The 15,802-nt window shown below is 39.6% G+C and carries 10 protein-coding genes; all 10 read left to right on the top strand.

Annotation, left to right across the window (positions count from 1 at the left end; all coding sequences use genetic code 11):
• Positions 1–39: 39 nt before the first annotated feature.
• The 10 genes from BLS28_RS25155 to BLS28_RS25110 all read left to right on the top strand — a co-directional run bounded on the left by BLS28_RS25155 (position 40) and on the right by BLS28_RS25110 (position 15,710).
• Complete coding sequence (locus tag BLS28_RS25155; protein ID WP_091174226.1) at positions 40–3,888, top strand: malectin domain-containing carbohydrate-binding protein; 3,849 nt, start codon at positions 40–42, stop codon at positions 3,886–3,888.
• Positions 3,889–4,283: 395 nt separating this feature from the next.
• Positions 4,284–5,078 (top strand): polysaccharide biosynthesis/export family protein, encoded by a 795-nt coding sequence (locus BLS28_RS25150; RefSeq protein ID WP_176844564.1) that lies wholly within the window; start codon positions 4,284–4,286, stop codon positions 5,076–5,078.
• Between the two features lie 52 nt (positions 5,079–5,130).
• Positions 5,131–7,425 (top strand): GumC family protein, encoded by a 2,295-nt coding sequence (locus BLS28_RS25145; protein ID WP_176844563.1) that lies wholly within the window; start codon positions 5,131–5,133, stop codon positions 7,423–7,425.
• A gap of 59 nt (positions 7,426–7,484) precedes the next feature.
• Positions 7,485–8,471, top strand: coding sequence for a glycosyl hydrolase (locus BLS28_RS25140; RefSeq protein ID WP_091174216.1), 987 nt, complete (start codon positions 7,485–7,487; stop codon positions 8,469–8,471).
• A 104-nt stretch (positions 8,472–8,575) separates the two neighbouring features.
• Positions 8,576–9,745 carry a glycosyltransferase gene (locus BLS28_RS25135; RefSeq protein ID WP_218134510.1) on the top strand — a complete coding sequence of 390 codons (1,170 nt, stop codon included), beginning with the start codon at positions 8,576–8,578 and terminating at the stop codon, positions 9,743–9,745.
• Positions 9,742–10,947, top strand: coding sequence for a glycosyltransferase (locus BLS28_RS25130; protein ID WP_091174213.1), 1,206 nt, complete (start codon positions 9,742–9,744; stop codon positions 10,945–10,947). The genes BLS28_RS25135 and BLS28_RS25130 overlap by 4 nt, the downstream gene beginning before the upstream one ends.
• Before the next feature lie 43 nt (positions 10,948–10,990).
• Complete coding sequence (locus BLS28_RS25125) at positions 10,991–12,493, top strand: lipopolysaccharide biosynthesis protein (protein WP_091174209.1); 1,503 nt, start codon at positions 10,991–10,993, stop codon at positions 12,491–12,493.
• Positions 12,494–12,500: 7 nt separating this feature from the next.
• Positions 12,501–13,418 (top strand): glycosyltransferase family 2 protein, encoded by a 918-nt coding sequence (locus BLS28_RS25120; protein ID WP_091174206.1) that lies wholly within the window; start codon positions 12,501–12,503, stop codon positions 13,416–13,418.
• 23 nt (positions 13,419–13,441) lie between these two features.
• Entirely contained in the window at positions 13,442–14,335 is an 894-nt protein-coding gene (locus tag BLS28_RS25115) for a glycosyltransferase family 2 protein (protein ID WP_091174202.1), read from the top strand.
• Positions 14,336–14,378: 43 nt separating this feature from the next.
• Positions 14,379–15,710, top strand: coding sequence for a UDP-glucose dehydrogenase family protein (locus BLS28_RS25110; protein ID WP_091174199.1), 1,332 nt, complete (start codon positions 14,379–14,381; stop codon positions 15,708–15,710).
• Positions 15,711–15,802 lie beyond the last annotated feature (92 nt).

The following is a 15,802-nucleotide window of genomic DNA, read 5'->3' as shown; positions in this document are numbered from 1 at the left end:
TATCATAAGATACGGTAATAAATTTAAATCCCCTTTTTCATGAAAAAACACAGGTACATTTTAATTGACAGCTCAATATTTAAGCGGTGTTACAGTGTTTTAATTTTATTATGCCTCGGGATAGGCTCTGCTTATGGAGCAGATAGAACAGCGGTGAAAGACTCTGTCAAAGGTATTACCGATCGCGTTTTGAGTCAGCCAGCTGATGGGTGCACACCTATTAGTACGCTGCCATGTTCGGCAATTACAGTGAGTTTGCCATATAGTTTGTCATTCACCGGCGGCGTAGCCTCCTCCATTGTTGATAAAAATGGTTTAGGAACAGGCTTTACTACGGTTAATAGTTATTCAGGTACACGATTATCTGAAGATGGTACACCTACTGATCCGTCGGTTCCGGGCTATGTACCTTCAAAGATAACGGTAACAGGAGGCAGGCTTCAATTGGTTACCAATAAAGGCATAGATATGCTTACTAACAATAACCAGTTGAATGTACTTGGGGTTAAAATTGTTGCAGTATCAAAATTGCAATTAGACGTAAAAATAATAAATCCCGCAAATGGTACCCAATCACAACAGGCGGGATTGTGGTATGGGTTAAATGATAAAACCTATCTCAAACTGGATATTAGCGGCAATAAAATAGAGTTGAGAAAAGAATTTAACGATGTTTCCAGTTCAGTATCCGGTACCACTAATCCAGACCAACGGATTACGTCAGTAATTAGCGGATTAAACACTCAAACTGTTAGCTTAAGGCTAATAATAGATTCAACAACCAATACGGCGGAGGGTTTTTACTCTGTAGACGGCGTAAATTATTTAAGCACGGGCGCTGCTTATTCAATTGTAGGGTTAAATATTGCCGGAACAGGCTTAACAACAGGGGAGCTATTTGCAGGCGTTTTTGCAACCCATCGTAATTCATCAACGGCACTTACATATACTTTTGACGATTTTGCAGTGAGTAGCATTGCGGTTCCAACCACCACTAATATTGACTTTTTACCTGCCGGTTCAACTGCTCCGGCAGGTTTCATTGCAGATAATGGCTTGCCTTATGATGCGACTAGAAAATACGGGTGGGTTAACCCGGTAACAAAGGTTCCTATAGATCTAAGTGCCAATATGCGCTTGCGTACAGGCACAAGTGATGCAAAACTGCGTTCAGTAGTTCAGATGCAAGCCAGCACTAACGGGCAAAATCCGGGTACCTGGGAATATGTTGTTCCAAACGGAAAGTATAATGTAACAGTAAGCGCGGGCGATGATGGCTATTACGACAGCAACCATCAAATTAATGTGGAAGGTTTACCTACAATAAGCGACTTCACGCCTTCTGCTTCAAATAAGTACAAATCAGGAAATGCAACTGTGCAGGTAAGCGATGGGAAATTGACTATCGATGCTAATGGCGGTACCAATACCAAAATGAACTATCTGACGTTTGCTCCATTTAGTGCCGTAACGGATAACACGGCTCCTACAGCCAGTGTTAGAACGGTTGGTTCGCTAAAGTTAACCGGCGTTTACTATGACCTGGTGAGGGTTTACATCACAGCGGGTGATGCTGGTGGGTCGGGCTTAAGTTCATTGCAATATTCAATAAATAATGGTGCCTATGTTAATTATACGGTTCCATTTTTCTTAACAGCTACCGGTGCCTACAAAATACAGGTAAAAGCTACGGATGGTAACAATAACCAGGTAATTACAAACGCCTACAACTTTAGTATCGTCCCTTCTTCGGGTGCATTTATGGTATTGAACAATCCGGATGCTTTTCCAAGCAATGATCGTTTGGTGTTTTCACTTATTCAAACGCCATGGAGAAGAACCAGCCCGGATACCACTGCTTATAATGCCAATCACGATAAAGTGAAGTTACGGATAAACAATAAAGGTACAGGCAACCTGGTGTTAAGTAACCTTACTTTGTCAAATAGTACAGCCTGGAAAATAGCATCTGTTAATACAGATACAAACAGTGTTGTCCCTATAAGTATAGCGCCTTTATCGTATGCGGATGTTACTGTGCAATTCATAGCCCAAAATGCGGCCACAAGGCTTAAAGTATTTAATGATACTTTAACTATAGCGAGTAATGATAGTATCAGCCCGCAAAAAAAGGTTGTCTTAAGTGGGATATGGCAAGTGGCAGGGGAGAGTACTAACGAGCCCTATGCGCAGCAAATAATAACCGCGTTTGGTTTTAATACCAGTACAGGCTATGGGCATGATGACGGCGATATAGACGGCACAACAAGGGTTCCTAATTCGAGCGAAGTAAACGCGGGATATTTTGTAATTGCCGATCCAAGTAAGCCGATAACGGTTCATCAACTTGCTGCTTACCACGGTTGCTGCTCGGCGGTAGAAACTTTTGCCTATTACAAAAAAGGATCGAACACGCTTACCACGTTGTTTACGCATAGTAATTTAGATGGGCAATCTGTTTTGCCGCGATTAACAAATACAACAAAAGGGTCTGCACAGGGTTCGTTCACGATATCGGGATCTTTTGGAATTAAAGTTGGTACATCATATTCTGATCGTACCAAAAATTTCAACGGCCTTATAGGCATAAGATTTTTAAAGGTATATGGGCCTGATGGTAACATTGTTCCGGATGCCTATATTTTAGATTGCGATTATTTAGGTACATCTGCCACCAATTATGATTACCAGGACAATGTTTACTACATTGATAATATTAAACCGGATTCTGGTTCGCTACATCATTCTGAATTGGCGGCCTTACCCAACACGGCTATTAATTTCGACCCCATTAAAACCGGTACATCTTCATCATTTGTGGTAACGATAAAAAATCAGGGTATTACCTATCCGGACGGAACCGGCGATTCGCCAATTACATTGAAAAGCGCGGTTATATCAGGGCCGAATGCTTCGGAGTTTACTGTAAGTGCATTAAAAACTGCTACTTTGGCCGAGCAGGCGACTACCACGCTTACCGTTAAATACACACCTGCTTCTGTTGGTATTAAAAATGCTGCCTTGCTTGTAAATTATAACAGCGATGCTTCGCCATTGAGGGTGCCATTATATGCTATAGCCAATAATGCAAATAGCACGGTTAGTATTGTAAAACGCATTAAAGGGGGCTCTGACGTAAACTTGACTATCGGCAATCAGGTTTATGAAGCAGACAAAAATTATCGTTCCGGGTCGATCAAATTTGATTCCCAGCAGGTACTTACCGGGGTTGCCGGAACTGATATCGATTCATTGTATATAAGTTATTTGTCGGCAGCGGCAGACCAAGCACAAACGAGGTATGAGATCCCGGTAATAAATGGTGATTACTTGCTAAGGTTACATTTTGTAGAGAACTTTTGGACGGCACCAGGCTCACGGATCTTTAATACTACAATAGAAAATAAAGTAGGATTGCAAAATTTTGATATTTTTAGTGAGGTTGGATATCGTACGGCCCTGGTTAAAGATTTTACTACCACCGTAACCGACGGTTCATTAAGTATAAAATTTGACCCGACCGCAAATAGGGTTGCATTGGCCGGTCTTGAGCTGTTTAAGGTGAGCACACAGGCTACCTCATTGGCATCTACATTTATTGCGCCTGCGGGACCGTCTATCACCACCAAAAAAATTGTTGTGTTCCCTAATCCAAATTTCGGAGCATCATTTAGTCTTAACGCTGCAAATTTCCCCGTGAATGAACCAGTTCAATTATCAATAAGTAATATAAGCGGTAAATTGATCCAAACACAAACGTTTACGACCGATGAGTTTGGCGCTGCTGGGATACAAGTTACTTTTAAAAACAAGTTGGAACGAGGCGTATATATAATTAATACACATTCTTCTTCCGGAAATCTTTATTCGAAATTGCTAGTTCAATAGCCAGGTGATTTTTAATAATCATTGAGTTGAATTTGGTAGGGAAACCTGTCAAATTCAACTTTTTTTGAGAATTTTCAATTAAAAAGAGCCAATAAAACCGCTGTGCTACATGTGAATTATCGCTGGTTTTCACACCTATTCTCACAATTCTACATTAAAGTATCAATGCTCAAAATCAGGCCTTAATAATTGATATTTTGATAATATTTGTTGGAGATCAATGAGGAAATGCTTTAATAAATCATGAAATATTAAATTGATCGCAACTGATAGCCAAAATCTTACACGCTGTAAGCGAGATGGCGACGCTGTATCGAATCAATAACAATATATATGTATTACAAAATTATACAGATTAATAAGTAAAACGAGAAATGATTATAAAACACCTATACATGGAAAATAACCGTTACTTCATTGCTTTAATAGTTGCACTTTTTGGCTTCATGTTATGTTCATGCGGAAGCACAAAAAAGCTAATTTACGCGCAAGACGTTTCACAGGCGTCTACGCCAACTTCCCTGGCACTTGGTAATTACACAGAGCCTGTAATTCAGCCGGATGATATCCTGGCGATAAATATAAATACAACCGACCCAAATGCAACCTTGAGCATAAATAATAAAAATGGTGTTTATGCAAACGGCGGCACCTCAACCAATGGCTCTTCAAATCCGCTTGCGGGTTATTTGGTAGCGAAGGACGGCAATGTTGATATCCCGGTTCTGGGAACAGTGAAACTTGCCGGTTTAACAACGTTTGAAGCTCGTAAGACGCTAAAGGCTATTGCTAAAAAATCCTTTGAGAACCCAACCGTTGATGTTAGGTTTTCGAATTTTAAGATCACTGTTTTAGGCGAAGTGAATCATCCTGCGGCTTATATAGTGCCTAACGAGCAAGTGACAATTTTAGATGCCTTAGGATATGCCGGCGACTTGACAATTTACGGACGCCGCACAAACGTATTGCTTATACGCAAAAACGCCAATGGCAATGACTTTTCTGTGAGGCTGGATATGACGAGAAAGGAGTTTTTGAATTCGCCATATTACTATCTGAAGCAAAACGATGTATTATACGTGGAACCGCTTAAAACAAAGGTTCTTAACAATGACAATAATCTGGTTAAGTACTTGTCGTTGGCAGCTACCTTACTCACTGCTGCAATATTTGCAAAACGCTATTTGTAGTAACCGTTTAACGCAAGTTAATTCTCTATCTATAATTCACCCCAAGAAACAAATGAAAACAAGATATTTAAACGGGAACGATAAAAATGACAATAAGTTGCTGTCGCAACTAAAGTCCTATTGGTACTTATTCTTATTATGTCCGATACTATTTGTGGCATTGGCGTATTTTTTTACCATTTACGCCACTCAACAGTACCTTGTAAGCAGCTCAATGCTGCTGCAGCAGCAGCCTAATAATCCAGATGCCAGCTCCGCATATGCAAATGGCGGCGCAACATCTGCATTAAACCTGAATGAGATTATAAAAAATGAAGGCGATGTGCTCCGGTCGCGCAACCTGATTCAGGAAGTGGAGCAAAAGCTGCAACTCAACATTAAATTGTTCGCTAATAGTGGATTGTTCGCGACAGAGATCTATGAAGAATCGCCTTTTGACGTAAAAATAGCCAAAACTAAAGTCGACTCTTTGAAAAGGCGGGAGTACGTAATTACTCCGGTGGATGGTACCCATTTAAACATTGCCAACTCAAAAGAGAACGTAAACTTAAATGTAAGCTATGGAGCTGCTATCAAATTGCCTCAGTATGACCTGATAGTTACAAAAAAACCGAACGTGCCAGTTTTGTTAAGCGAATATTCTACACAAATTGTATCTGATGATGACGCTATAGCGGATATTACCCGCAACTACGACGCGGAGTTTATAGATAAAGGTACTACCACCGTTGCGCTAACATTATATTATCCAAATTCAAAGAAAGGTGAAGTGATATTGCAATCCTTAATGAATCAATATCTTGAGGATAATCTTACACAGAAAAAAGCATCTATTGATAGTACTATTAACTTTATTAATTCTCGACTGGGGGTTGTAGAAGATGAGTTAACTAACGTTGAGAAAAACTATCAAAACTACCGTAGCAGTAATAATATCGCGGATCTTGATGAACAGTCGAAAGTTTTGGTTGGCTCAGCAAGCGAAAACACCAATAAATATCAGCAACAGCAAATTCAATTATCTATAATTAAGGATATAAAAAGTAGGCTTGACGATCCTAACAATAAGCAGGTTATTCCAAGCTCGTTGAATATCCAAAACGCTTCGTTTGCAGCAAGCTTATCCCAGTACAACAATTTGCTGAATGAAAGGATAAAACAGCGTTTATCCTTCACAGAAACCAATCCGGTTATAGTTAACATAGATCAACAGATACAAACAGTAAGGCATAATTTGTTGCAAAGCATTGATAGTTACAAAAATGAGATGGTTTTGAACAGCTCGGGAATTAACGCTCAAACTAATATACTGAGTAACTCCATCAAACAGGTTCCGGGCAAGCAACGTACTATTATGGATTTTAACAGGCAGCAGGAGCTTAAACAGCAACTATATGTATACCTGTTACAAAAAAGAGAAGAAACTTCGATGGCCAAGGCGGCCAATATATCTTATTCAAGGATAATTGATGACGCGAAAAGTTCAAAAGATCCTGCTAAACCTATCAAACCGCTTATTTACGCCATGGGCTTTTTTATGGGGCTGATAGTGCCTTTCGGTATAGTTAATTCTAAAAAGCTGATACAGTCAAAAATTGTTTCTGAGGGAGATATAGAGCAACAAACCGATGTTGCGATTATAGGTAAAATTGGGCATCAATCGCTAAAACTCAATTCAAAATCAGATCAATTGGCCCGGACACAGGTTACAGAAAGCATGCGCACATTGCGAACTAAGCTTAGGAATATATTGGATAGCGGCCAATCCAGTGTGATAATGGTTACCTCGAGTGTAAATGGAGAAGGGAAAACTTTTCTGACCAAGAACCTGGGTGGCACTTTTGCGATGGCGGGGAAGAAAGTATTACTGATAGAATTAGACCTCCGGAAACCGAAGCTCTCATCCGTATTGAATGTTGATAACGCAGACCTCGGTTTTTCCAACTACGTTTTAGAAAACATCAATGCCGATGATCTTATCAAGCCCAGCGGATTTGACGATAACTGCTTTGTAATAACATCGGGACCGGTTGTTTCGAATGCCAGTGAACTTTTGTTGACAGATAAATTGGGTGAACTTATAACCGAAATGAGAAATAAGTTTGATTACGTAATTATCGATAGTTCGCCCGTAGGGCTTGTATCTGATGCACTTGTGATCCAAAAGCATGTTGATATGACCATTTATGTTTGCCGTCATAACTACACAAATAAATCCCAGATTGAAATCATAAATGAAATAAAGGAGAAGGATAACGTGGATAACCTGTACCTGGTTATTAACGACGTTAATTTTTCGAAAGCAGGTTATTTCGGGTATGGATATGGCATTGGCTACGGGGATTGACCTACTGATATAGTCTCATTAATATAAAAGCTTCAAACATCTTTTAAAAGCTCGATTTTATGATGAAAGTATCATTTATGGTTACCACTTGCGTGTTGCTGTTTTACACATGCCGTGCGCAAAACCCTAAATCTCAGTTTGTATGGGGTATAAATGGGCATCCCTTAACACAAAAGGACTACAGTAATAATTTAGATGACCAAATAGCAGCTTTAAAAGATTTGAATGTTTCCAGCTATCGTTTTGACGTAATACTCACAAAGGATGGTTATGCAAAAAATCAGCCGGCGTTCATAAAATTGCTTCAAGCGCTTAGGCAAAATAATATTTTGCCTTTTGCCGCCGTGATGCAAACAGGTATTGGCGGGATGCCACCAGATTCTGTCTATCAAATCGCGTTTTCACAGGGGAAGAATTTTGGTGTAGCCTACGGTGATTATTTTACCGTGCTTGAAGTAAACAATGAAGTTGATAACAAGATCAGGGTAAGAAATGTACCAGCCGGAGTTAGACCTGATGCCGAGTATGATATCGAAAAAAGTAAGCGTTTTATGGCGCAGATATCAGGCTTTATAGATGGTGTCAAAACGGTTAAGCCCTCTATAATGATCTCGCTGTCAGTTAGCTTTACCCATTTTTACTATCTGGAGTTATTGAAAGAAAACAAAGTGAACTATGATATAATTGGCTGCCATTGGTATTCCAACATGGGAGACATGCTTGCTCAAAAACTACCAATAGCAAATGTGCTTTCCTATATACAAGGTCATTTCAATAAACCCATCTGGATTACGGAGTTTAATAGGTTCAAAGGCACGGGTGCTGTGAGTTTTGCTCTGCAAAGCCAATATATAACCGATAATATCCCTAAGCTGATATCGCAGAAGAATATAGGTGCATTTTTTGTTTACGAGCTTTTTGATGAACAGTCTTTGTCAGCAAAATTCCCATTAGAAGCAAACTATGGTATCATGTATAAGGATGCTTCGGGTAATTATGTTAAAAAGGATTCCTTCTATGGCTATAAAAGATTGATATATAAGTAAATAAATAAAGTGTTGAAAGTGGTTGACTACGGCTCTGATATCAGCCGGTTGCTAACCGACCCTAATAATTTAAGTATTGCGTTAAAATTACAAATCTCACAGCTATGAAAATCGCAATTGTACATGATGACTTGGTGCGTAAAGGTGGCGCAGAACAGGTGGCTTTAAGTTTTCACCATGCATACCCATCGGCACCAATTTATACGCTTTCTTATGATGCCGCCAATACTTATCCGGAGTTCAAATCGTGTGATATCAGGACAAGCTGGTTTGGTAAGTTCATAAAAAAGGAAAAAAACATGAAGCGTTTTTTCTATCCTCTTGGGGTGATGGCCATGCAAAGATTGGATTTAACTGACTATGACGTTATACTTCAATCAACAACACATTGCGCTAAATATATCAAAGCGGGTGCTAACGCACTGGTAATTACCTATTGCCACAATCCCTTTAGATTGGTTTGGAGCCCAGACTCTTACGAAAAAGTTAGAGAATCGGGCAAGCTAAAAAGGAGCATATTAAACAAGGTGCTGGCCACTTTGAAAAGCATCGATATTGAGGCGGCCGATCGTACAGACTGGTTTATCACAAATGCAAGGGAGGTTGTATCAAGAATTGAGAAAGCTTACCACCCAAATAATCCAATAGTGGTTATCAACCCTCCCGTGCGGATTGAGAATTTTTATGTTTCAAATTCCGTTAGCGATTATTTTTTGGTGGTTTCCCGTTTCGAGTCCTATAAAAAAGTAGACTTGGTAATTGAGACATTCAACCAGATGCCAAACAAAAAACTTTTGATTGTAGGCAAAGGCTCAAGAGAAAAGGAACTAAAGGAAATAGCCAATAGTAATATAACATTTTTGAGCGGGCTTGATGCCCGCAACCTTGCCAAACTTTACGCTAATTGTAAAGCGTTCATTTTTCCACAATTGGAAGATTACGGTATAACCCCCTTAGAAGCAAATGCATCGGGCAGACCCGTTATTGCTTATAATAAGGGGGGAGTATTGGATACAATGATCCCCTATACCGATAATTCGATGAAATCAACAGCGATTTTCTTTGAACACCAGACTGTCGAATCGTTAAAAGAAGCAATTTTATTATTTGAGCAATTGGAGTTTGATCCCACCTTTATAAGCGCGCACGCGCACGGTTTTGATGAAAATCATTTTATTGAAAAAATAAGAGCCTTTGTTTCAGAAAAATACACCGGCAGCACTGGTGAACCAAGCCTCAAAGAAGCTAAAAAAGTGGAGAAAGTTGGTGTATGAGAGTTTTGCTAACAAACAGTTTTTATTATCCTGCTTTTGTGGGCGGTGCCGAAGTTTCTGTTAAAATTTTGGCAGAAGGCCTTGTAAATGCCGGTCACCAGGTATATGTATTAACAACCGGATTGTATGATCAGGTTTACCGGGTAAATGGAGTAATCGTAATCAGCCTGAAACAACAAAATATTTTCTCAATATATGGCGGTACTGATGGCGTCTCTAATCTGAAGAAAAGTATTTGGCATTTAATTGATTCTTGTAACCTGTTTTATCACACCCGGATCACCTCTATATTAAAAAGGATCTCGCCCGATATAGTAAATACAAATACCATACAGGGGTTTTCACCGGCTTTGTGGCTTACAATCAAAAAGCTCAGAATTCCCCTGGTACACACCATGCGCGATTATTACTTATTGTGTCACAAATGCAGCATGTTTAATAACGGTAATTGTGCCACTTTATGTGCACCATGCAAGGTTACCCATCAGGTAAAAAAAAACTTTTTATCATACCCAGACCATTACATTGCTATCAGTGATTTCATTTTGAAAAAGCACCGTCAGTTTTTCACTATAGCAGATGGCCGCGCTACTACAATTTACAATGCGGTATTAAAGGCTGGAAACCATAAGCACAACACCGAAACCGGAAAGTTCAGGTTAGGCTATATAGGAAGGGTGGCAGCTGATAAAGGGGTGAGATACCTGGTTGATGAGTTGTTAAAGCTTCCTGACGATAAAAAAGATATGCTAAAAATTATTTTCGCCGGAAAAGGCGACCCCGAATTTGTAGCACAATTACAAACTGAACTTACAGGGATTGAACATGCGTTTCTGGGTGTTATAAGTCCAGCTGATTTTTATGGGTGTATTGATACCCTGATTGTCCCGGCGCTTTGGAACGAGCCTTTCGGCCGTACTGTAGTTGAGTCCCTATCTTTTGGCGTACCAGTATGCCAAAGCGACAGGGGAGGACTGGAGGAGATTTTTAGTGCTGATTGTTCCTGGCTGTTTTCACCGGACGAGGGTAACCTTTTAGACTTACTTCAGCATGTTTTAGATAACCGTGATGAAGTAGAGAGGAAAAAACAAAATTGCATCCGTCGGTCACGTGATTTTTCGGCAGATAACTATATCAAAAATTACCTGGAATTATATCATAAAATACTTGTCCCCTCGGCCTTACTTCAATCTGCAAATTGATTTACAGCCGGCGATAAAACACTGTTATACTTTTTTAACTTATATGGATAATGCAATTCTATCAAACGAAAACACACAAGAACTAAATATCAAAAAAGCAGGGTCCGACAAAAAAGTTGTAGTGTCCGGTATCTTTTGGAATTTTGTTCAGTTAGTTGTTAATCAATCCTTCAATTTTCTGCTAAAACTGGTATTAGCAAAATTGCTTTTTCCCGGCGAGTTTGGAATAGTAGGCATGGCAACCGTGTTTACGGGCTTTGTACAGGTATTGAATGATTTGGGCGTTGGTGCAGCGTTGGTACAGAAAAAAGAAGAAACTTTACGCTCGGAGCATTATCATACCGCCTTTTGGACCGGGGTTGGCTGGTCGCTGTTGTTGTTTCTGGTTATGAGTTTTGCGGTAGCGCCCCTGGCTGCAATATTTTATAACAAACCTATTCTTGAATCAGTAATACCGGTACTTAGTATAGGTATTTTAATAAGCCCGGTTAATTTAGTTCATAAGGCCCAGCTTACAAAGCAAATGGCTTTTAAAAAGCTGGCTTATATTGATAATGTATCAAATATTGTAGTTGGTTTGATAGCCCTTGTAATGGCGTTTAAAGGGGCCGGGGTTTGGGCTTTGGTTTTTAACTCAGTTGGTAATGTTTTTTTTGCCATGCCTTTGTTTTTCAGGGCAACCAGGTGGAAACCGGCCTTCATTTGTGAAAAAAAAGCATTTAAGGAAATATTTGGATTTGGTGTTTACACAACCGGCTCTAATATCTTAAACTATTTATACAATAACATTGATTATTTGTTAATCGGCAAGCTTTTAGGCGCATCTGCCCTGGGTTTGTATACGTTGGCTTTTGTGCTTACAGATACTTTTCGCGGAAGGTTGATGGCTGTTATCAATAACGTGATGTATCCTATTTATGGAAAAAAGCAAAACGATCTGGTGGCAATTAAAAAGTATTATCTAAAAGTAGTTTTATTCAATTGTTTACTGGTTTTTCCGGTAATGATCTTTTTTATCGTAAATGGCGAGCCCTTTATTATCCATGTTTTTGGTGCCAAATGGCACGACACCGTAACTCCTTTACAGATTTTATCGGGTTCTGTCATGCTGCATATTCTGGTTAGCGGGAACACCTCTTTGTTGAGAGGTTTAGGACGGCCAGGTATGGAGATGAAGCAGCAACTTCTAAAAGCCGCTATATTTCTCCCTTCTCTGGCATTTGGGATATACTACGATGGACTTGTTGGAGCAGCCTGGGCAATTTTAATCAATAAACTTTTTGTGGTGCTTATAGCACAATATGGGTTTAGCTTTTTATTGACGGTTAAAATTTCTGTAAAAGACTTTTTTACCGAATTAAAGGTACCGTTCATCGCGGCGGCGGTTTCATTCATCACCATTTATTTGTTAAAAATGGTTGGGATAAACTTTATTATAAATGGTATTTGCCTTTGCATAGTGTACTTCGGCCTGGTTTATTTACTGATGGGCGATGAGTTAAAGATACTTTATCAAGGATTTAAAACGAAGAGGACGCAATCTTAAATTTATAATGATATCTGTTATAATACCATGTCATAATGCTGCAAGGTTTGTTGAACGGGCCATTAGGAGTGTATTGGTTCAAAGTTATAAACACATCGAAATTATCCTGGTAAATAATAATTCGACGGATAATACTTTGGAGATATTAGAGCGTTATGCTTCTTCTTATCCCGGTAAAGTGTGGGTTTTAGACGAGAAGAAACCAGGTGCACCGGCAGCGCGCAATACCGGCCTTAAAAAAGCTCGTGGTGAATGGATTCAATACTTAGATGCGGATGATGAACTGATGCCCAATAAACTCAGCCATCAGTTCAATATTACCGCACTACACCCGGAGACGGGTGTTATTGCAGGTGGGTGCATACTGAACTATTATAATACCGGTAATCCGGAGGAAATCAGGAGGACTGTTGATCATCACATTTGGCGGGGGCTGATCAACTCTAAACTGGGTATCACCAGTTCCAACCTTTGGAACAGGGCAGCTTTAAATGGCGCAGGCGGCTGGGATGAGAATATTACATCATCGCAAGAATATGATTTACTGTTTAGATTGCTAAAAAATGGAGTTGTAATAATTACAGATCCTGATGTTAATACGATAATACATTTTTCCGATAATTCCATCTCTAAAAGCAAAGACAAAGAAAAAATCAAAAGAATTTTAGATAACCGTATCAACTTCCGGGTCCGGATCCGAACAGAACTTAAGTTGATTGGTATGTTAACTGCCGAATTAGAGGAATGCATTGACAACTACATCTACATGGAAATTATGCGCAATTACTTTGATGTGCCAGCTTACGCTAAAGTTTTGCTTAAAAAATTTCCTTATAGAATACCTTTTCACCGTGCCGCTTTACTTAAATCAAAAATGCAGGTTAAGCGGCTGCGAACACGAATTAGAAATTACATCATCCGCTAATACTTCAATCACATTTTGCCTGTATGAACAATAAAAAAGTTACGATAATAATTCCAACTTATAAAGACTGGAGTAGATTGTCGTTGTGCTTAAACGCCCTTGAGGCACAAACCTATGATCACGATTTATTTGAAATCATTGTTGTTAATAATTACCCAAACGACAAAATACCTGCTAATTATTTTATACCTCAGAATTGCAAGATCATTGTTGAAGGCAAGCCCGGCTCATACGCTGCCCGGAATGCTGGAATCGCAATGTCTACCGGCAATATCATCGGTTTTACAGACTCTGACTGTATCCCCGATATAAACTGGGTAAAAAATGCGGTTAGTTTTATGGAGGCAAATCCCGATTGCGATAGAATAGCCGGCAGTATAAAGCTATACTATCATTCAAATAAACTTACCGAAGCCGAATTGTACGAGAAAATTTATGCCTTTAACCAGGACATCTACGTCCATAAGGATGGAACCGGTGTTACAGGAAACATGTATAGCTATCGCCATGTATTTGATGCTGTTGGCATTTTTAAGGATGATTTAATGTCGGGTGGCGATTATGAGTGGTCGGTAAGGGCAAGGGATGCCGGGTATAAAATCAAATACGCCGAGGATGTTATAGTAAATCATCCGGCAAGGAAAAATATATCTGAATTGATAAATAAGGCCAAGCGAGTTGGTGGAGGACAATCCGGGTTTAATTCGACGTCTGGCAAAAATAAGTTCAAAACCATTGTTGACTTCCTTTATGATCTGAGGCCTCCAATTAAAAGCATAAAACTGATAGTAAAGAAAGGCAAAGATCTTCATTTAACACAAAAGCTTACCGTGTTTTATATCCGTTATTACCTTTCAATTATCACTGCGCGCGAAAAATTTATGGTAAGCCTCGGCAAAAGTGCCCAACGCCAATAAATATTATAACTCATTTAAATAATAACCTTAAAAAAACATCATTATGAAAATTGCTATTGTCGGAACCGGCTATGTTGGATTAGTAACCGGAACATGTTTGTCAGAAACTGGAAATGATGTAACCTGCGTTGATATAAACAAACAAAAGGTTATGATGATGCAGCAAGGTCAGCTGCCAATTTATGAGCCCGGATTAGAGGCATTGTTCCAAAGAAACATCATTCATGAAAGATTACGTTTTACAGACAACCTGGCTGAAGCGATAGAACACGCCGAGGTAATATTCCTCGCGTTGCCAACCCCTCCGGGCGGAGACGGATCAGCAGATTTAAGCTATGTGCTGGGCGCAGCTAAAGATATTGCTAATTTGATAACCGATTACAAAGTAATAGTCACAAAATCAACGGTGCCGGTTGGAACAGCCGATAAAGTAAGGGCCGTTTTCAAACAGCATACTGATATTGAAATCGCTGTGGTATCTAATCCGGAATTTTTAAGGGAGGGCGTTGCAGTTGAAGACTTTATGAAGCCTGACCGCGTTGTCGTTGGCACAACGGATGAAAGGGCCAGGAAATTGATGGCGGAATTATACGCGCCATATGTAAGGCAAGGTAACCCCATAATTTTCATGGATGAGAGATCATCTGAATTAACAAAATATGCAGCTAATTCATTTTTAGCCGCAAAAATCACTTTCATGAATGAAATAGCCAATTTGTGCGAGCTTGTTGGTGCCAACGTGGATATGGTACGATTGGGGGTTGGTTCGGATGATCGTATTGGCAAGCGCTTTTTATTTCCAGGTATAGGCTACGGCGGTAGCTGCTTTCCAAAAGATGTTCAGGCGCTTGCAAAATCGGCAGAAGATAATGATTATCATTTCCGGATATTGAATGCCGTTATGGAAACGAATGCCATACAGAAAAAAATTATGGTTGAGAAGTTGAAAAAGTACTATAACGACGATTTGAAAGGGAGAAAGTTTGCTATTTGGGGGCTTGCTTTTAAACCCGAGACTGACGATATCAGAGAAGCTCCAGCGCTGGAAATTATTGGCGAATTGCTTAATGAAGGCGCTCAAATTGTAGCGTTCGACCCGGAAGCCGCCAATAACGTAAAATACCTGCTTGGTGATAAGATCGAATATGTTGATGACCATTATGATGCACTGGCAGGTGCAGACGCCTTGTTAATATTAACTGAGTGGAGTATTTTCAGGAACCCAGACTTTGCGCTAATCCAAAAAAGCTTGAAAGCGAAAGTGATTTTCGATGGCCGGAATCTCTACGACCTTGATAAAATGACCGAATTAGGATTCTACTATAACAGTATTGGGCGGAAAACTATTAACGATTCTGTGCCTTCTGTTGCGTAATGGCAGAGTGGTGATTATACCTTCATTCAACCACGATTTACCGTAACAATTTGAGATTGCACAGTTTTATACATATTAGTGCCAGAATCATA

Source organism: Mucilaginibacter gossypii, from assembly GCF_900100945.1.
In the GTDB taxonomy this organism is placed as follows: Bacteria; Bacteroidota; Bacteroidia; order Sphingobacteriales; family Sphingobacteriaceae; genus Mucilaginibacter; species Mucilaginibacter gossypii.
Note: the sequence above shows the minus strand (reverse complement) of the source record. Positions and strands in the feature narration are given on the sequence as shown.